Below are 18,246 nucleotides of genomic sequence, written 5' to 3' on the forward strand. Positions count from 1 at the left end.
GAGGATCAAGCATGCACTTAGCCCAACGTTTAGCCGCTGTTGTTTTAACCTTAGGCCTTAGTGCAGGCTTAGTCGGGTGTGGTTTCCATTTAAAAGGAACTAACCCGACTGCGACTCCACTTGTTTATAAAAAGTTGAGCCTTGAGTTACCGGCAAAAACCGATGACTTAGAAACACAATTAAAAGTGTACTTAACAGCAAATGGCGTTCAGCTCACCAATGACAACGACGCCTATGTTCTTCATGTTTTAGAGTACACGCCTCGTCGTCAACTTCTAAATGGTAAGCTTACAGAAGTTCTATTACGTCTGACTGTGACTTTCCAAATTGAAGACCGTCAAGGGAATAAAATTACCGAGCCACGTACTTTAACCGCAGCTCGTAGTTATCAATACGACTTGGCAACTGTCAACACTGAAAACCAGCAAGAAGGTTACTTGCAACGTATTGTGATTGATGACATTGCTCAGCAAATTACTCGTCAAATTTCAGCTAATCGCTTACCAAAAGCTCAACCATAAGATTTATCTATTCTTTAGTAATGAAACTTGACTACTTACAAGCCCTTAAACGCATTCCGGAAGCTCGGGGTGCGTGGATCCTGCATGGTCAGGAACCATTACTTGAACAAAATTTACTAGATACTTTCCGTAAAAGCTGGCAGCAACAAGACATTGAAAGACAGCGCTATGACATTAGTAGTGTGAGTGACTGGAAAAATGTCTTTAATGCTCTGAACAGCTTGTCTTTATTTTCACAGCAACTTGCTATTGAAGTTCACGGCAATATCAAGCCCGATGCAAATGGTTTAAAACAGCTTAAAAGTTATATTCAGCATAATGAAACCAACCTGCTGTTAATTGTTTTACCCAAACAAGATAGCAGTAGCTTAAAGTCTGCTTTTTTCCAAGTTGTTGAAGCAAACGGCGTTGTTGTTGCTCTTACTGCAAACTATCCGCAAGACCGCCAAAGAATTTTAGCTGCTGAAGCAGAAAAGCTCGAAATTCAACTCGACAATGATGCTTGGCAGTGGCTCATGCAACATCATGAGCACAATTTACTCGCTGCTAAAAATAGTTTGATGCGCGTACGAGATACTTTCCCAGACCAGAAACTGATTCAAATTGAACAGTTATATGCTTGTTTGCAAGATCAGTCTCGTTACACCACTTATGATTTAAGCGATGCTTTATTAGAAGGCAATCTTGCTCAGTCTATTAAGATTTTCCAATATTTAATTGGTTCGGGTGAACCAGAAAGTCTGATCTTATGGACATTAAGTAAAGAAATGCGTTTATTAATGCAGTTGTTTGAACAGCCACACAATGCATTGCAACTCGGTATTTGGAAAACCAAAGTTAGCTTATACCAACAAGCTTTAAGAAGACTCAATCCACAGCAATTTTTGGGATGGTCTGCTCTACTCTTGCAAATCGATGCGGCAATTAAAGGCATGTCTAATGAAAATGCCGAACATTTAATGCAACAAGCGATTGCCGAGTTGTGTGGGAAAACATTATTTATACAATAGAGCGGTCAAATCCTTTGTCTGCTTTGTTGAAATATCATAAAAATTCACGTTTTATCCTCAATTGACTCTTATACTAATTAAAATTTTAGACTTTTCGACCTCTCGCCATGCCAAAAATAAAGCCCATTAAACTCGTTATTATTGTCGTCTGTATAGCCGTTATTGCTGCATTAGCTTGGAAGTTTTTTAAACCTAAACAGCAGCAGCCTCAATATATTACAGCTGAGGTAACTCGCGGAGATATTGAGAATAATGTACTTGCAACCGGTACGCTTGATGCAACCAAGCTCATTAGTGTCGGTGCTCAGGTATCCGGTCAGGTTAAAAAGATGTATGTGCAGCTTGGTGATCAAGTGAAACAAGGTCAACTTATTGCACAAATTGACTCAACCACCCAAGAAAACAGTTTAAAAACATCTGATGCCAATATTAAAAACTTAGAGGCACAGCGCCTTCAACAAGTGGCATCTTTAAATGAAAAGCAACTCGAATATCGTCGTCAGCAACAAATGTATGCTCAAGATGCGACACCTCGTGCAGATTTAGAGTCAGCTGAAGCTGCTTATAAAACAGCCCAAGCACAAGTCAAAGCATTAGATGCACAAATCGAGTCTGCGAAAGTTACTCGTTCAACAGCACAAACAAATATTGGCTATACCCGTATTGTTGCGCCAACTGATGGTACCGTTGTTGCGATTGTGACTGAAGAAGGCCAAACCGTAAACGCGAACCAAAGTGCTCCAACGATCGTTAAGATTGCAAAACTGCAAAATATGACGATTAAAGCACAGGTAAGTGAAGCCGATATCATGCGAGTAGAAAAAGGTCAAAAAGTCTACTTCACTACTTTAGGCGATGACAGTAAGCGTTATGCGACATTACGTCAGATTGAGCCAGCACCAGATTCAATTTCTAGTGAGTCAAACAGTACTACAAGTTCAACCAGTAGCTCAGCTGTCTACTACAACGCTTTATTTGACGTTCCAAATACAGATGGCAAATTGCGTATTGATATGACTGCTCAAGTTTATATCGTATTAGATTCAGCAAAAAATGCCTTACTGGTTCCATCTTCTGCCTTAAGTAGCAAACAATTTTCTGGTCAGAAAAAACCTGGTCAGTCAGCAGATAAAGCGGCTTCAACTCCAAATGCCGAAAGAAAACATTCAGGTAATGGTGCCCGTTTAGAACGCTTAAACTTAACTCCTGAACAAAAACAACTTATTGAACAAGGTAAAGCAACCTTGAGCGTAGTTCGTGTTTTACAAGCAGATGGCACAACTAAACCAACACAAATTTTGGTAGGTATTAATAACCGTGTAAATGCACAAGTACTTGCCGGATTAAAACAAGGTGATCAAGTTGTAATTGCGGATAGTTCAGAAAACTCTGCTGCCTCTGCAAATAGTGGCAATAACCGTCGCCGTAATGGTCCAATGGGAATGTAAGCATGACAAAACAAGCTTTGCTTGAAGTCAGCAATCTGGTCCGGGAATTCCCTGCTGGCGAAAGCACGATTCAAATTTTAAAAGGCATTGACCTGACCATTTATGAAGGTGAACTGGTTGCGATTGTCGGCCAGTCCGGTTCTGGTAAATCAACGCTTATGAATATTTTGGGCTGTCTGGACCGACCAACAAGTGGTAGTTACAAGGTTAATGGTCAAGAAACTGGTAAGCTAGAACCTGACCAGTTGGCCCAATTACGCCGTGAATATTTTGGCTTTATTTTCCAGCGCTATCACTTACTTGGTGACTTGTCAGCCGAAGGTAACGTTGAAGTTCCAGCCGTTTATGCAGGTGTTACACCTTCAGATCGTAAACAGCGTGCAACTGCCTTACTTACCGAGTTAGGTTTAGGCACAAAAACACAAAACCGACCAAGCCAACTTTCAGGTGGTCAACAGCAACGTGTTTCAATTGCCCGTGCCTTAATGAATGGCGGTGATGTGATTTTAGCCGATGAGCCAACAGGTGCACTCGACTCACATAGTGGTATTGAGGTAATGCGAATTTTGCGTGAACTCAATGCGGCTGGTCACACCATTATTTTGGTCACGCACGATATGCAAGTTGCGAAAAATGCAACGCGTATTATCGAAATTAGTGACGGAGAAATTATTAGTGACCGTCCTAATGTTCCAGACCAATCTACAGAAGAAGTTAAATCTGACCCCGATGCTGCCCCTGCTCTACAAAATAAGCAGAAAAAAGGTAAAAGCATTTCAGCTTGGCGTTCAACTTTAGACCGCTTATCTGAGGCGTTCCAAATGGCGTTGCTGTCTATGAATGCCCACCGTATGCGTACCTTTTTAACCATGCTCGGGATTATTATTGGTATTGCATCTGTCGTAACGGTAGTCGCACTGGGTAATGGTTCACAAAAGCAGATTTTGGAAAATATTAGCGGCCTCGGTACTAACACAATTACGGTATTCCAAGGCCGTGGTTTTGGTGATAACTCCAAGACGGCCAATTTTAAAACATTGGTACCTGCCGATGCCGATGCATTAATGACGCAGCCTTATGTGAGTGCGGTCAGTCCAATGGTCAGCACATCCAAAACTATGCGTTATCAACAAAATGAAGCGAACGCGACCATTAATGGCGTAAGTAACGATTTTTTTGATGTAAAAGGTCTGGTTTTTAAAGATGGTCAAACTTTTGATCAACGTAGTGTACGTGATCGTTCACAAGATGTAGTGATTGACACGAATACACAAAAACAATTCTTTAGCGATGGTACTAACCCAATCGGGCAAGTGGTCTTACTAGGTAGTGTGCCGGCTCGTATTATCGGCATTGTTGAACCTCAGACCAGTAGTATGGGCTCAGATGATACGCTTAATGTGTATATGCCATATACCACGGTCATGAGCCGTATGTTAGGGCAAGCGCATGTCCGTAATATTGTTGTACGTATTAATGATAAATACTCGACCAGCGCTGCTGAAAACGCCATCGTTAACTTATTAACGCAGCGACATGGTGCCCAAGATATTTTCACTATGAATAGTGACAGTATCCGTCAAACCATTGAGAAAACAACCAGCACCATGACCCTTCTGGTCTCAGCAATTGCCGTCATTTCTCTGGTAGTTGGTGGTATTGGTGTAATGAACATTATGTTGGTTTCGGTAACTGAACGTACGCAAGAAATTGGTGTACGTATGGCTGTCGGTGCTCGACAAAGTGATATTTTGCAACAGTTCCTAATTGAAGCAATTTTAGTGTGTTTAATTGGTGGTGTTCTCGGCGTATTACTTTCGCTAGGGTTAGGACAACTTATTAACAAAGTAGCCGCAGGTAATTTTGCAGTGGCATATTCAACGACTTCGATTGTGGCAGCATTTGTTTGCTCAACACTGATTGGTGTCGTATTCGGTTTCTTGCCTGCCAAAAATGCCGCAAAACTTGACCCTGTTGCAGCACTATCACGAGAATAAGGAAAATTGCATGTCTTTTTCAATGACTAAACTTAGCGCAGCACTTCTCCTCAGCAGTTCTCTTGTGGGATGTGCAGCAATGGTTAAAACGCCTTACCAAGCACCGTCTGTACAGGTTCCGGGTAGTTTTCAGTACGATACGACTAAAACTAAAACAGCATCAGTTGAACAATACTCTGACCGTTGGTGGACACTGTTTGGAGATGCACAGCTCAACCAACTCGTAAACAACGTATTAGAGCGTAATAGCGATTTAGCTGTAGCGGGAATTACCTTAAAGCAAGCTCGCTTGAAAGCTGATTTAACGGCAAATCAACAAGGCTTACGTACCAGTTCAAATGTTTCTACAGGCCATACTTTCGACTTAAATTCAGGCGATGATAGTGCTAAAGGACTATCCTTAAGTGCAGGCGTAAGTTATGAACTTGATTTGTTTGGCAAGCTTGCTCGCCAAACCGAAGCGAGCAAATGGGAAGCTTTAGCGACTGAACAAGACTTACAGTCTACAGGTCAAAGTCTGATTGCCACTACAGCGAAACTCTACTGGCAACTGGGCTACTTAAATGAACGTTATGCAACTGCACAGCAGAGCTTAGCCACTTCACAAAAGCTTTATCAGTTAGTTCAAACTCAGTATAAAGCAGGTGCAGTTTCAGGCTTAGACCTTACGCAAGCCGAGCAGTCTGTTCAAAGCCAAAAAGCAAGTTTAAGCCAAATTGAACAACAGCTTGTTGAAACGCGTACAGCCATTGCAGTGTTATTGCATGAGCCAGTACAGCAACTCAACATCCAAGAACCACAGCGTTTACCACGTACAGCGCTTCCTGCTATTGGTGCAGGTTTACCGGCGGATATTTTGTCACGCCGCCCTGACTTGCAAGCAGCCGAGCTTCGTTTAAGAAAGGCTCTGGCAACCAAAGATGCGACCAAAGCAAGTTACTATCCGTCTATTAGCTTAACCAGTAGTTTAGGTTCAAGCAGCACATCGTTAACCGAGTTATTACGCAACCCAGCCCTCACGCTTGGGGCAAGTTTGAGTTTGCCATTTTTGCAATATAACGATATGAAAAAAGATATCGCGATTAGTAATCTTGATTATGAAAAAGCGATTATTCAATATCGCCAAACGCTTTATCAGGCTTTTGCTGATGTAGAAAATGCGTTATCAAGCCGTACAGAACTCGACAAACAAGTAGAACTGCAAGAGCGTAATCTTCAACTTGCAGAAAAAACCGAACGTTTAACCGAAGTACGTTACCGTTATGGCGCTGTTGCGTTAAAAACACTTCTCGATGCCCAGCAAACAACACGTACTGCGCGCTTGAGTCTTGTTGAAACCAAACAAAGCCAATACAACGCTTATGTCACCCTCATGCAGGCATTAGGTGGTTCACCTGTAAAAGAATTGCCACAATAACTTGCGCCCAGTAAAAAAGCCGTAGTCCTTCAACTACGGCTTTTTTTTATCTGAATAAATCTTAAGACTTATTCATCATCCATCATAGATTGGCTCATACCGACAGTATTGAAACCAGCATCTACATATAGAATTTCACCAGTAATACCTGAAGCCCAAGGTGAGCATAGGAATAACGCTGCGTTACCCACTTCTTCAATCGTTACGTTACGCTTTAACGGTGCAACTTTTTCGTTAGCATCTAACATTTTACGGAAAGATTTAATACCAGAAGCAGCTAAAGTACGGATTGGACCCGCAGAAATCGCGTTTACACGGATACCATCAACACCTAAGCTTGATGCTAAGTAACGAACACCAGCTTCTAAAGAAGCTTTTGCCATACCCATTACGTTATAGTTAGGCATAACGCGTTCAGAACCTTGGTAAGTCAAAGTTAATAAACAACCTTGGCGAGCTTGTAATAAAGGTTTTGCAGCACGTGCCATTGCAACAAAGCTGTATGCGCTAATGTCATGAGCAATTTTAAAACCGTCACGGTCAGTCACGTCAGTAAAGTCACCGTCAAGCGTGTGTGCAGGTGCAAAACCGATTGAATGTACAACACCATCTACGCCGTCCCAATGTTTTGCAAGTTCCGCAAATGCATTATCAATTTCAGCATCAACGGCAACATCACATGGAAACACAAGTTTAGAACCGAATTGCTCAGCAAACTCATCTACACGTTTTTTTAATTTTTCGTTTGGATAAGTAAATGCAAGCTCAGCACCTTCACGGTGTAATGCTTGTGCAATACCATAAGCAATTGATAATTTACTAGCAACGCCTGCAATCAAAAAGCGTTTACCTGCTAAAAGTCCTTGTGTCATGCCGATCTCACTCAAAACAATTTCCAGCATAATGCCAATATTCAACATTTTTCGAAATTGCATAATGCATCTTTTTTCAAAAATCGCACGAAAAAAAATCGCCCCTACGTAGGAGCGACTTTTTACCAACTCATTTTTAGTCGTCAGACAATAAGCCAAGTAAACGTAAGAACGAGATATACATCCAAACTAAAGTTGCAAGTAAGGCAATACCACACAACCATTCCATGAATTTTGGAGCACGGTATGCTGCATTGGTTTCGATCAAGTCAAAATCTAAAATCAGATTAAGTGAAGCAATGACTGCAACAAATGCAGCAAAACCAATACCCAACCAGTTGCTTTCAAAAATATAAGGAATGCTTGAACCAAACGCTAAACGCATCACCATCTGTACAATAAATACAATAAAGATTGCTAGAGATGCCGAAATTACAACTGATTTGAACTTTTCGGTTGCGCGTATAATTTGGAACTTATAGAGACCAAACAACACTAAAGTGGTAACGAAAGTTGCTAATAAGGCTTGAAGCGGAACGCCCGGATATTTCAACTGGAAAGTAAAAGAAATACCTCCAATAAATGCCCCTTCGAATAAAGCATAAGGAATTGCTAAAGTTGGCGCAGTCGTTGGTTTAAACGTTGTGATTAAAGCTAAAACCAAGCCACCAATTGCACCCACAATTGAAGCTGCGTAAGCAATACCAACATTTGCAGTAAAGGCTGCATAGAAAAATAAAGCGACACCCACTGCAGCAGCAATGATAGTCAACATCACAGATTTTTGAATCGCACCTTGCACGGTCATTGGTTGACTGTAGTCACTGACCGTTTCAACGCGAGTCAGTATCGGGTTATTACTTTGCATAAATGCTCTCTTTTTATAATAAATAAACTTAAAACATCATTTTAAGCAAAATGAATATGAAAGCCAAATTACCCCTTGGTATTATTGTAACGATGTCTTATAAGCAATAAAAAAGGAGGCTACTGCCCCCTTTCATATGACTTGAACAACGTAATCAATCTTTACCATCAGTGTTCATAATGAAGAAATATTCGCGGTAGTATTTCAACTCTGAAATTGAATCGCGAATGTCATCCATAGCTAAATGTGATGCATTCTTTTTCAGACCACTCATAATTTCAGGGCGCCAGCGTTTTGAGAGTTCTTTGATCGTAGACACATCGAGATTACGATAGTGGAAATACTGCTCTAGCTCAGGCATAAGACGATGCAAGAAACGGCGATCCTGACAAATCGAGTTACCACACATTGGTGAAACTTTTGGATTGACCCATTTTTTTAAGAATTCTAAAGTCTGTAACTCAGCGTCACGAGCTGTCAATTTACTACGGCGAACTCGCTCAATTAAACCTGACTGGCCATGCTGGCGAGTATTCCACTCATCCATTGCATTTAAAATACGATCAGGTTGATGAATAGCCAAAACTGGACCTTCGGCAAGTACATTTAAATGATCATCTGTAATAATTGTTGCGATTTCAATAATCTGGTCGTTGTCGGTATCCAAACCGGTCATTTCCAGATCAATCCAAATTAATCGTGTATTTAAAGTACTGCTCATGTATGTACGTTCTAAAATGCCGTAAAAACATCAATAGTAGCAAATTTCTTGCTTCTGCGCTGTAATTCCATACCAGCTTCGTGCTATTTTTGCGGTCTTCAAACAATGGTTTTTTTGGGATATGAATGGCTCTAATTCGTAAGCGTCGTTTAACTGAGCAACAGCAACGTCGTATTGAAAAACAGCATAAAACTCGCCAAGAAGAAGTCGATACTTCACAAGATCTAGATGGGCTGGTTGTGCAGCACTATGGCCGTCAACTTGAAGTACAGGCACTTTCTGTACCCGAGCATCACCCAGAAAAACCTCAAGTTGCCGAAGGCGAACCAGAACCATTTTGGAAACCGATTGAACTAAAAAGTATTTGGCGTTGCCACACTCGTACAAATCTTGAATTACTAGTCACGGGTGACAGAGTGAAGTGGCAAGCAGACCCTAACACAGGCTTAGGGATTATTACTGCAATTCACCCTCGTACTTCATTACTTACTCGTCCAGATCGCTATCATAAAGTAAAGCCTGTAGCAGCCAATATTAGTTTAATCGTTATTGTTTTTGCTCCGCTTCCAGAACCGGCACCGACTTTAATTGATCGCTATTTAGTAGCATGTGCAGATGCAAATATTCCTGCTCTTCTAGTACTAAATAAATCGGATTTACTCACTAAAAATGATCCGATTCTCGACATGCTCAAAGAGTATGAAAATTTAGGTTATGAAGTCATGATTTGTCATTCTAAAGGTGATATTTCAGCATTATCTCAACGACTTGATGGTGAGACAGTAGCTTTTGTAGGCCAGTCAGGTGTTGGTAAAAGCTCACTTATTAATGTGCTCATTCCAGATGCCGAGCAGAAAACCAATATCATTTCTGAAAACTCGGCACTTGGACAACACACCACGACTTCTACGCGCTTAATCAACTTTGGTAAAAATGGCGCCTTAATTGATTCGCCGGGAATTCGCGAGTTTGGGCTTTGGCATCTCGATTTAGATAAAATTCGTATGGGTTTTCCTGAAATTGAAGCGCATTTAGGTTCATGTCAGTTCCGTAACTGCACGCATACTCATGAAAAGAACTGTGGCTTAAAACAGGCTGTTGAAGCAGGTGAAATTTTGCCGCGACGCTTAGATAGCTTCTTACGTTTAATCGACGAGATTCAAGAAGCGCAGCAAAAAAACTAATTTTCTACCCCTTTTGCCCTTGAAGTGGTGATTTTGATCACCATCTATATACGCTATACTCTAGGTCAATTTTGTTTTTAATTTTTTTAGGTGACTTGTGGAACGCTGGTTAGAGTTTATGGGGAATCACCCCATTTTGTTTGGTACACTCGGAGTCTTGATCGTATTGTTCTTCATTTTTGAAGGTCAACGTAACGGTCGTAAAATTTCTCCACAGTCGCTTGGTATTTTAGTGAAAGCGAAAAATGCTCTTTTGATTGACTTACGCGATAGCAAAGACTTCCGCGAAGGTCACATTAGTGGTAGCCGCAATATTCCTTATAGCCAAATTGCAAGTCATGCTGATGAATTAAAAGCAAGTGACCGTCCATTGGTATTTATTTGCAACCTAGGGCAAGTTGCTGGTAGCGCTTTACAGAAAGTTGCTCACCATGACAGCTATCGCCTTGATGGTGGTATTAGTAACTGGAAAGCTCAAGGCTTACCTCTCGTTAAAAGTAAACCAAAAGCTTAAGGAGAATTGTTATGGCAGCAAATGTCATTGTTTACTCAACTTCTGTATGCCCGTACTGCGTTCGCGCGAAACAATTACTTGAGCGTAAAGGTGTTGCTTACAAAGAAGTAAATCTTTCTGTTGAGGCACCAGAAGTACGTGCTGAATTAATGCAACGTACAAATCATCGTACTGTTCCACAAATTTTTATTAATGATCAGTTTATCGGTGGTTTTGACCAACTTTATGCTTTAGAGCGTGAAGGTAAACTCGACGAATTATTGGCTTAACATCGCATCCATATTAAGGAAAAAACAATGAGCGAAGAACAACAAGTTCAACCACAATTAGCTTTAGAGCGTATTTATACAAAAGATATTTCTTTTGAGGTTCCAGGGGCACAAGTTTTTACTAAACAATGGCAACCTGAACTTAACATCAATCTTTCTTCTGCTGCAGAAAAGATTGACCCAACTCACTTTGAAGTATCTTTAAAAGTTGTGGTTCAAGCCAATAACGACAATGAAACAGCATTCATCGTAGATGTAACTCAATCTGGTATTTTCTTAATCGATAATATCGAAGAAGACCGCTTACCTTACATTTTGGGTGCATACTGCCCGAACATTTTGTTCCCGTTCCTACGTGAAGCTGTAAACGACTTAGTTACTAAGGGTAGCTTCCCACAATTACTTCTTACTCCAATCAACTTTGATGCAGAGTTCGAAGCAAATATGGAACGTGCTCAAGCTGCTGCTGTTGAAGGTCAAGCTTAATTTTATAGCTTGCTCTCAACTCAAAAAACCGCGTAATTCGCGGTTTTTTTATACGTGCTATTTGGCACACTCTATCTTTCAAGTGAATGAAGCTGAATAGAAGGAAACTGAAACCCACGGCAAGACTGCTCGGAACGCCATGCGACCGTTAAAATCATGTTACCTGACATAAAGTTTTGATAAGCAAATGTTCCAATAAGTTCATGTGAACATAATCCGCCATGATTTATAGGGTGTGCTTGAGTATTTAAAGTATTTAAATCTAAACGTATACCAAGGCCTGATGCTTTTAAAACAGCTTCTTTAGCGGTCCAGACCTTAAACCAATACTCTCTATCTTGTTCTAGATTTTGCCATGTTGCATATTCATCAGGATGAAAGGCATGTTGTGCCAAACTATCTAAACGTACTTTGCGGTCGAGCTCTTCAACATCTATACCAATATCTTTAACTCGCTCACTTAGCGCTAAAGCATAATATTGCTGGCTATGTGAATGATTAAAATGCAGAACATGGTCCAATAAGTAAGGTTTGCCATACTCATGTTTAGCAAATAACAAATCTTCTGGATTTACATTTAGCTTTTGAGCTAATAAATTATTTTTAATGCACTGTATTTGCTGCTTTTTATAATTATTAAATGTACGAAAGTCAGGAAAGTCTTGCTGTTCTTGTTTTAAAAACTCATTGAGCTTTCCTATATAAACTTCAATTTTCCTATCAATCATCTTTTTAAATCCATCTAATTAAGGATTAAAGCTAATATAAAAATACCAATAACTTATTAAACCATATAATAAAAAGCCCAAAGAATACTTTGGGCTTTTTTACATTTATACAGATTAACGATTAAATTTCTTTTCCGCTTTTTTGAATTTCTGAATATAACGACGACGGCGAGCAGCTGTACGTTCATCAACTTGACTCTTACGACCTTCAAACGGGTTTTCAGAAGTTTTAAAGTCAATACGAACTGGCGTACCTTCAAGTTTATACACTTTACGGAACACGTTTTCTAAGTAACGACGGTAGTCCGCAGGTGTCTTATCAACCTTATTACCATGAATCACAATAGTCGGTGGGTTTTGTCCACCCATATGCGCATAACGCATTTTGATACGGCGACCACTAATCATTGGCGGTTGGTGAGCTTCTGTCGCATCACTCAAAATTTGAGTTAATTTTGCTGGTGAAACTTTTAAATTTGCAGACTCATAAGCACGGTGGATAGAAGGATATAACTCACCTACCCCTGTTCCATGTAAAGCAGAAATTAAGTGAATTTTTGCCCAAGGAATGAAGTCAAAACGACGTTCAACGTCAAGCTTACATTGTTTACGGTCGTACTCGCTCATGTTGTCCCATTTGTTAATGGCGATCACCATGGCACGACCAGCTTCAAGCGCATAGCCAATTAAATGTAAGTCTTGCTCAACAATACCTTCACGAGCATCGACCACAACAACCACAACGTGAGCATCTTTCATTGCCTGTAAAGTTTTCACAATTGAGAACTTCTCAATCATTTCATCAACTTTACCTTTACGACGTACACCCGCTGTATCAATTAAAGTGTATTTACGGCCTTCACGTTCAAAAGGAATGTAAATAGAATCACGAGTTGTACCCGGTTGGTCAAATGCCACTACACGGTCTTCACCAAGTAAGCGGTTTACCAACGTTGATTTACCCACGTTTGGACGACCAATAATAGCTAAACGTAAGCCAGTATCTTTATCATGCTCTTCTGGGTTTTCATCTTCAGGAACATCTTGAAGTACATCTTCAAGCATTTGTTGAACGCCACGACCATGACTCGCTGCAACTTGTAATGGTTCACCCATACCAAGTTTATAGAACTCAACTAAAGCGGCTTCAGCATGTACACCGTCTACCTTGTTCGCAACAAGATAAATTTTCTTGCCTAACGTACGAAGTTCACGAGCAATTTGTTCATCAGAAGCTAACAATCCGGCACGCGCATCAACCACAAATATAATAATATCTGCTTCATTGATGGCTGTTTTTGACTGCTCGGCCATGTAGTTATCGATACCGCCTTCACTTTCACCGATACCACCCGTATCAACAACAATGAAAGACTTATTTTGATAAGTCGCATCACCATATTTACGGTCACGAGTCAGACCCGCGAAGTCGGCTACAAGTGCATCACGACTCTTGGTAATCTGGTTAAATAACGTTGATTTTCCGACATTCGGACGACCAATGAGCGCAATAACGGGTTTCATACAATAACCTTAATTCAAGCCCAGCCATATCTCATGGCATGAGCATTAGAAACAGTACAGGAGATATATTTTAAGGTCAGATATGACCATAATAAAAGACGGGGCTTTGAACTGATTTAATTCAAACACCCCGATATTTTTTAACAGCGTAATTTGTTAAGCGGCTATTTTAGCACAAGCGAACAAAATTAACGATTCTGCCAAATACTTAAATCGCCTTTTCGGGTCGAAACGTAGAGTTGATTCTCAATAACACGTAAAGTATTAACCTCACCACTTGTTTTAGAACGACCTACCAATTTACCAGTTGCTGGGTCGATCAGGTGTAAAACACCATCCAAATCGCCAACAATAAGGTCCGTTCCCAACACAACAGGGTTACTTAAATGACGATTCAACAAGCTATCATTTTCCCAAAGCTTTTCGCCTGTAGATAAATCATAAGCAGTCAACTTGCCATCAGTTGATGAAACAAATACTTTATTGTCATAAACTTCTGGACGCTTGGTGCTACTTGAATCTTCACTCCAAACTACACGTTGAGAAGCCAAATCAGTCACTGTGACTTGACCTTGGAAGCTGGTTGTAACCATGAGTTGGCCTGCAACAACCGGATCACCATCAATATCAATTAGACGTTGAATATCAGAACGACCTTCACTTACCGCAACACGACGTTGGAAACGTGGGATACCACTAATCGTATCAATTGCATAAACATATGCATTTGCAGAAGCAATTAAAACAGTACGTGGGTCAAGACTTACCGGTGATGGTTGACCGCGTAAACTGAACTGAACGTTTGGCAATTTGTATGCCCAAACTTGTTGTCCTGATGACGCATCATGTGCAAATACGGTACCGTCGTTTGCAATCGTAATCACACGTCCAGATTGAACTAAAGAAGGACTTAATAATGCACCAGATAATTGTGCAGTCCATTTTTGTTCACCTGTCGCTTGATCTAAAGCAAATAATTGACCTTTGCTGTTACCTACAACAACAATACCTTCAGCAGCTTCAACACCAGAGCTTAAGCCCAATTTACTTACTTTTTTCTCCCAAAGACGTTGTTTGCCACGATACGCAGCAACTTCACCCTTAGGGTCAAGCGTAAAAACAACACCATCACTAGCGTCAAGTTGTAAACGTAATGGATCTGCCTTATTCGTAGAAGAAACACTGCGCGAAAACACCGGTACTAGAGCCTTTTTCGACTCAGTCAATTTCGGTAGTGGATTTGGTTTTGCTTCTTTTACTTTGTTGCTAGAACATCCCACCAGTACAGCTGATGCGATTGCAATTGCCAAAGGCAGTTTGAATTTCTGATTCATTAAGACTCTTCCACCTGTGTTTCCAAAATTGGGCGCTCAATCTGTGGATCTTCAACTAAAACGCCAACACTTTCGAGTTTAATTTGTAAAATTTGTCGCTCTTGTTTACGTTCCAGTAACGAATCCCATGCAGCTTGATACGCTTTTTTAGCAGAATCAATATCTTTCTTCGCAACAAAGATATCACCACGTAACTCTTCTACTGTTGCTTTAAATGCCGGATCGACATTACCAGACAGGGTTTTTAGAGCTTCATCATATTTGTTTTGCGCTAATTGTGCATCTGCTAAACGCAATTTTACAACCTGAATCAGTCCTTCATCTTTTACTTTTGAGTTTTCAACTTTTTTCAAAGCTTTTTCAGCAGCAGCATAATCTTGTTTTTCATATGCAAGCTTTGCTAATACAAATTGAGTTTGTATCGCCTGAACTGAATCAATATCGTCTTTTACAAGTTTATCTGCCGATGCTGTTATTGAAGCTAAAGCATTTGGATTATCGGCTGTTGCATTCGCTTCATCCATTAACTGCTGTACTTTTGCAGTTTCTGTCTGACTTGTTGCAAGGTTTCTTTTTTGCCAATATTCCCACCCGAAAAAGGCAATCAATGCAATGAGAATCCCGCTAATCATGGCAGAACCATATTTTTTGGCGAACGACTTTAAGCTGTCGAATTGTTCTTCATCACTTAAGCTCATGTGATTGTCCTTTTCCAGATGTTTCAGTTTATTTTGTAAATTTTTCAATTAAGAATGGTACGAGTTCAGCTAGTGCCACTTGTGTCTGCTCAGCTGTTGCCAACTCTTTGATAGCAAGCTGCTGTGCTTCCCATTCACGTTCACCCAAAATCATGGCGTAAACGGCCCCAGCCTGATCAGCCTTTTTCATCTGACTCTTAATGCTGCCTTGTGAACCAGTTTTAATGCGAATGTTACTATTTGCAGCTTCTAACTGATCACGTAATTGTTCTGCCAAAACTAATGCTTTAGCTTGATAAGCTGGCTCTGCTACCAAGAAAACTTCACAATCACGTACAATTTCAGCTTTTTCAACTTGCTCAAGTAGAAGCAATAAACGCTCCATACCCATTGCAAAACCAACTGCTGGTACAGACTGATCAGCCTTGCCTTTTAGTTGGCCAACCAAGCCGTCATAGCGCCCACCTGCACATACCGTACCCTGCGAACCTAAAGCTGTTGTTGTCCACTCAAAAACAGTTTTATTGTAATAATCTAAACCACGTACCAGTTTTTGATTAATTACAAATTTAACGCCCGCAGCAGTCAAATAATCTTGTAATTGCTGGAAGTGGTTTAGACTGTCTTCTTTTAAAAAGTCGTGTAATTTCGGCGCATTTTCCAAAATTTTCTGAGTCGATTCAATTTTAGAATCTAAAATACGTAATGGGTTTGTTGTTAAACGGCGCTGTGAATCTTCATCCAAAGCATCTTTATGTTCATTTAAGAAGGCAACCAAAGCATTACGATATTCTGTACGCTCATCGGTTTCACCTAAAGTATTCAGCTCAAGTTGAACCATATGATCAACGCCCATACGTTTCCACAAACGAGCTGTTAACAGAATCAATTCAGCATCAATATCAGGAGTTGCCACACCAAAAGTTTCTACACCAAACTGATGGAACTGACGATAACGGCCTTTTTGTGGTTTTTCATAACGGAACATAGGTCCCATATACCACACACGCGGCGTAGCACCACGCAACAAGTTATGTTCAACCAAAGCACGTACACAACCTGCTGTTCCTTCCGGACGCAAAGTTAATGATTCAGGTGGGTTTCCTTTATCGAAGAATGTATACATTTCTTTTTCAACGATATCGGTTGCATCACCAATAGCACGTTTAAACAGTCCCGTTTGTTCAACGATCGGCAAACGAATTTGTTGGTAACCATAAGCATCCATTAACGATGCTAAATGCTGCTCGAGACGTCTCCACGCTGCTGTTTGCGTTGGTAAAACGTCATTAAAACCTTTGATTGCGACAATTGAACTCATGATGAACTACGAATAATTTCTTTAGATTTAGCTTCTTCAAGCTCTTGAACACGTTGACGAACCATACTTTCGATTTCATCAACCAATTGATTGGTATCAATTAAATGGCTTTTCTCACCATTGCGATAAACCAGTGAACGAGGCGCAGCCCCAACAACCCCGATATCTGCTTCTTTTGCTTCACCTGGGCCATTTACCTTACAACCAATAACTGAAACATCCATTGGCGTACGTATATCTTCTAGGCGCTCTTCTAAGGCTTGCATCACCTGAATCACGTTAAATTCTTGGCGAGAACAACTTGGACAAGCAATAAAGTTAATACCGTTAGAACGTAGGCCAAGCGATTTCAAGATGTCAAAACCAATCTTGATTTCATCTTCTGGTTCAGCAGCAAGCGAAATACGCATGGTATCGCCAATACCTTCCATCAATAATCCACCAAGAGCAATCGCTGATTTCACAGTACCTGTACGGTAAATACCAGCTTCAGTCACACCAAGGTGCAATGGATTGTCGATTTGCTGAGAAAGCAAACGATAAGCATCCATGGTTAAAAACACATTTGATGCTTTTACGCTGACTTTAAACTCATGGAAATCTAGACGGTCTAAAATATCGATATGACGTAAAGCTGACTCAAGCAGTGCCTGCCCTGTTGGCTCACCATATTTTTTCTGTAAATCTTTTTCTAGAGAACCCGCATTCACACCAATACGCATAGAAATACCGTGATGGCGTGCCGCAGCAACAACTTCACGAACTTTTTGATCTGAACCGATGTTACCCGGGTTAATACGCAAACAGTCTGCACCATAGTCTGCAACTGCCAAGGCAATTCTATGGTCAAAGTGAATATCAGCCACTAATGGAACTGAAACACGTTTGCGGATCGCACCAAAGGCTTCAGCTGCTTCCATAGAAGGAACTGAAACACGCATAATATCTGCACCTGCGTCAACACAACGCTCAATCTGAGCAACAGTTGCATCGACATCGCAAGTTTCGGTATTTGTCATACTTTGCACGCTAATAGGTGCATCGCCACCGACATAGACCGAACCAACACGGATTTTACGTGTTGGTCGACGTTTAATTGGGTTCTCTATCATTGTATCGCTCAACTCATGGTATTAGCGGGATAAACGGAATTCAGCTTTACCGTTTACCGTATATGGAGACAATGAAATCTGTTCTTGGTTTAGACTTAATGACACAGCTGTTGCATCATCAAGACGAATCTGGAATGGAGACTCACCATTTAAGGTTAAAGTCGATGCCTGACGACCCGTCGCTAAAACCTTGCCTGTTGCATCTACAATATGAACAGAAGT

The 18,246-nt window shown here is 40.7% G+C and carries 19 protein-coding genes; 9 read left to right on the forward strand and 10 right to left on the reverse strand.

All coding sequences use genetic code 11. From position 1 onward, the window contains the following. The first annotated feature begins 11 nt into the window (after nucleotides 1-11). The 5 genes from lptE (at nucleotide 12) to J582_RS06205 (ending at nucleotide 6,393) form a co-directional block, all read left to right on the forward strand. Nucleotides 12-521, forward strand: coding sequence for an LPS assembly lipoprotein LptE (lptE, locus tag J582_RS06185; protein ID WP_002053498.1), 510 nt, complete (start codon nucleotides 12-14; stop codon nucleotides 519-521). Between the two features lie 20 nt (nucleotides 522-541). Further along, nucleotides 542-1,531, forward strand: a complete 990-nt coding sequence (gene holA, locus J582_RS06190; RefSeq protein ID WP_002053357.1) for a DNA polymerase III subunit delta — start codon at nucleotides 542-544, stop codon at nucleotides 1,529-1,531. A 107-nt stretch (nucleotides 1,532-1,638) separates the two neighbouring features. Then, nucleotides 1,639-2,979 carry a MacA family efflux pump subunit gene (locus J582_RS06195; RefSeq protein WP_002053440.1) on the forward strand — a complete coding sequence of 447 codons (1,341 nt, stop codon included), beginning with the start codon at nucleotides 1,639-1,641 and terminating at the stop codon, nucleotides 2,977-2,979. Nucleotides 2,980-2,981: 2 nt separating this feature from the next. Further along, nucleotides 2,982-4,976 (forward strand): MacB family efflux pump subunit, encoded by a 1,995-nt coding sequence (locus J582_RS06200; protein ID WP_004710652.1) that lies wholly within the window; start codon nucleotides 2,982-2,984, stop codon nucleotides 4,974-4,976. 22 nt (nucleotides 4,977-4,998) lie between these two features. Continuing rightward, the gene (locus J582_RS06205; RefSeq protein WP_079744810.1) at nucleotides 4,999-6,393 is read left to right on the forward strand and encodes an efflux transporter outer membrane subunit; all 1,395 of its coding nucleotides are present in this window, start codon (nucleotides 4,999-5,001) and stop codon (nucleotides 6,391-6,393) included. A gap of 68 nt (nucleotides 6,394-6,461) precedes the next feature. Here the strand turns inward: J582_RS06205 and J582_RS06210 are convergent, their stop codons facing one another. The 3 genes from J582_RS06210 to orn all read right to left on the reverse strand — a co-directional run bounded on the left by J582_RS06210 (nucleotide 6,462) and on the right by orn (nucleotide 8,854). Beyond that, nucleotides 6,462-7,265: an enoyl-ACP reductase FabI gene (locus J582_RS06210; protein ID WP_002027450.1), complete on the reverse strand. Its 804-nt coding sequence runs from the start codon at nucleotides 7,263-7,265 to the stop codon at nucleotides 6,462-6,464. Nucleotides 7,266-7,401: 136 nt separating this feature from the next. Next, nucleotides 7,402-8,133 carry a Bax inhibitor-1/YccA family membrane protein gene (locus J582_RS06215; RefSeq protein ID WP_032047496.1) on the reverse strand — a complete coding sequence of 244 codons (732 nt, stop codon included), beginning with the start codon at nucleotides 8,131-8,133 and terminating at the stop codon, nucleotides 7,402-7,404. A 154-nt stretch (nucleotides 8,134-8,287) separates the two neighbouring features. Then, nucleotides 8,288-8,854: an oligoribonuclease gene (orn, locus tag J582_RS06220; RefSeq protein WP_002053300.1), complete on the reverse strand. Its 567-nt coding sequence runs from the start codon at nucleotides 8,852-8,854 to the stop codon at nucleotides 8,288-8,290. A gap of 125 nt (nucleotides 8,855-8,979) precedes the next feature. Between orn and rsgA the strand changes: the two genes are divergently transcribed. The 4 genes from rsgA to secB all read left to right on the forward strand — a co-directional run bounded on the left by rsgA (nucleotide 8,980) and on the right by secB (nucleotide 11,307). Further along, entirely contained in the window at nucleotides 8,980-10,038 is a 1,059-nt protein-coding gene (rsgA, locus tag J582_RS06225) for a ribosome small subunit-dependent GTPase A (protein WP_006580428.1), read from the forward strand. A 97-nt stretch (nucleotides 10,039-10,135) separates the two neighbouring features. Continuing rightward, on the forward strand, nucleotides 10,136-10,552 hold the full coding sequence (locus tag J582_RS06230) for a rhodanese-like domain-containing protein (protein WP_000443006.1): 417 nt from the start codon (nucleotides 10,136-10,138) through the stop codon (nucleotides 10,550-10,552). A gap of 11 nt (nucleotides 10,553-10,563) precedes the next feature. After that, nucleotides 10,564-10,821, forward strand: a complete 258-nt coding sequence (grxC, locus tag J582_RS06235; RefSeq protein WP_000729828.1) for a glutaredoxin 3 — start codon at nucleotides 10,564-10,566, stop codon at nucleotides 10,819-10,821. Nucleotides 10,822-10,848: 27 nt separating this feature from the next. Further along, nucleotides 10,849-11,307, forward strand: coding sequence for a protein-export chaperone SecB (gene secB / locus J582_RS06240; RefSeq protein ID WP_002053511.1), 459 nt, complete (start codon nucleotides 10,849-10,851; stop codon nucleotides 11,305-11,307). Between the two features lie 71 nt (nucleotides 11,308-11,378). Here the strand turns inward: secB and J582_RS06245 are convergent, their stop codons facing one another. From J582_RS06245 to J582_RS06275, 7 genes are all read right to left on the reverse strand, one after another. Further along, complete coding sequence (locus tag J582_RS06245) at nucleotides 11,379-12,035, reverse strand: 4'-phosphopantetheinyl transferase family protein (RefSeq protein ID WP_032047497.1); 657 nt, start codon at nucleotides 12,033-12,035, stop codon at nucleotides 11,379-11,381. A 114-nt stretch (nucleotides 12,036-12,149) separates the two neighbouring features. Next, the gene (der, locus tag J582_RS06250) at nucleotides 12,150-13,559 is read right to left on the reverse strand and encodes a ribosome biogenesis GTPase Der (RefSeq protein WP_002053398.1); all 1,410 of its coding nucleotides are present in this window, start codon (nucleotides 13,557-13,559) and stop codon (nucleotides 12,150-12,152) included. Between the two features lie 188 nt (nucleotides 13,560-13,747). After that, nucleotides 13,748-14,893, reverse strand: a complete 1,146-nt coding sequence (gene bamB, locus J582_RS06255; RefSeq protein WP_032047498.1) for an outer membrane protein assembly factor BamB — start codon at nucleotides 14,891-14,893, stop codon at nucleotides 13,748-13,750. Next, a complete protein-coding gene (locus J582_RS06260) occupies nucleotides 14,893-15,591 on the reverse strand; it encodes a YfgM family protein (RefSeq protein WP_002053293.1) in 699 nt (232 codons plus the stop codon). Before J582_RS06260 ends, bamB begins: the two co-directional genes overlap by 1 nt. A 28-nt stretch (nucleotides 15,592-15,619) precedes the next feature. Continuing rightward, entirely contained in the window at nucleotides 15,620-16,912 is a 1,293-nt protein-coding gene (gene hisS / locus J582_RS06265; RefSeq protein ID WP_032047499.1) for a histidine--tRNA ligase, read from the reverse strand. Next, a complete protein-coding gene (gene ispG / locus J582_RS06270; RefSeq protein WP_031982309.1) occupies nucleotides 16,909-18,024 on the reverse strand; it encodes a flavodoxin-dependent (E)-4-hydroxy-3-methylbut-2-enyl-diphosphate synthase in 1,116 nt (371 codons plus the stop codon). The genes hisS and ispG overlap by 4 nt, the downstream gene beginning before the upstream one ends. Before the next feature lie 21 nt (nucleotides 18,025-18,045). Continuing rightward, a partial coding sequence (locus J582_RS06275) for a DUF4115 domain-containing protein (RefSeq protein ID WP_032047500.1) occupies nucleotides 18,046-18,246 on the reverse strand: 201 nt, incomplete at its 5' end.

The sequence above is a fragment of the Acinetobacter sp. 1566109 genome (assembly GCF_000582255.1).
Classification (GTDB): Bacteria; Pseudomonadota; Gammaproteobacteria; order Pseudomonadales; family Moraxellaceae; genus Acinetobacter; species Acinetobacter nosocomialis.

Excerpts from the sequence above, each read along its gene's own strand:
- lptE (WP_002053498.1), top strand. The coding sequence starts at position 12 with ATGCACTTAGCCCAACGTTTAGCCGCTGTTGTTTTAACCTTAGGCCTT.
- holA (WP_002053357.1), top strand. The coding sequence starts at position 542 with ATGAAACTTGACTACTTACAAGCCCTTAAACGCATTCCGGAAGCTCGG.
- J582_RS06195 (WP_002053440.1), top strand. The coding sequence starts at position 1,639 with ATGCCAAAAATAAAGCCCATTAAACTCGTTATTATTGTCGTCTGTATA.
- J582_RS06200 (WP_004710652.1), top strand. The coding sequence starts at position 2,982 with ATGACAAAACAAGCTTTGCTTGAAGTCAGCAATCTGGTCCGGGAATTC.
- J582_RS06205 (WP_079744810.1), top strand. The coding sequence starts at position 4,999 with ATGACTAAACTTAGCGCAGCACTTCTCCTCAGCAGTTCTCTTGTGGGA.
- J582_RS06210 (WP_002027450.1), bottom strand. The coding sequence starts at position 7,265 with ATGACACAAGGACTTTTAGCAGGTAAACGCTTTTTGATTGCAGGCGTT.
- J582_RS06215 (WP_032047496.1), bottom strand. The coding sequence starts at position 8,133 with ATGCAAAGTAATAACCCGATACTGACTCGCGTTGAAACGGTCAGTGAC.
- orn (WP_002053300.1), bottom strand. The coding sequence starts at position 8,854 with ATGAGCAGTACTTTAAATACACGATTAATTTGGATTGATCTGGAAATG.
- rsgA (WP_006580428.1), top strand. The coding sequence starts at position 8,980 with ATGGCTCTAATTCGTAAGCGTCGTTTAACTGAGCAACAGCAACGTCGT.
- grxC (WP_000729828.1), top strand. The coding sequence starts at position 10,564 with ATGGCAGCAAATGTCATTGTTTACTCAACTTCTGTATGCCCGTACTGC.
- secB (WP_002053511.1), top strand. The coding sequence starts at position 10,849 with ATGAGCGAAGAACAACAAGTTCAACCACAATTAGCTTTAGAGCGTATT.
- J582_RS06245 (WP_032047497.1), bottom strand. The coding sequence starts at position 12,035 with ATGATTGATAGGAAAATTGAAGTTTATATAGGAAAGCTCAATGAGTTT.
- der (WP_002053398.1), bottom strand. The coding sequence starts at position 13,559 with ATGAAACCCGTTATTGCGCTCATTGGTCGTCCGAATGTCGGAAAATCA.
- bamB (WP_032047498.1), bottom strand. The coding sequence starts at position 14,893 with ATGAATCAGAAATTCAAACTGCCTTTGGCAATTGCAATCGCATCAGCT.
- J582_RS06260 (WP_002053293.1), bottom strand. The coding sequence starts at position 15,591 with ATGAGCTTAAGTGATGAAGAACAATTCGACAGCTTAAAGTCGTTCGCC.
- hisS (WP_032047499.1), bottom strand. The coding sequence starts at position 16,912 with ATGAGTTCAATTGTCGCAATCAAAGGTTTTAATGACGTTTTACCAACG.
- ispG (WP_031982309.1), bottom strand. The coding sequence starts at position 18,024 with ATGATAGAGAACCCAATTAAACGTCGACCAACACGTAAAATCCGTGTT.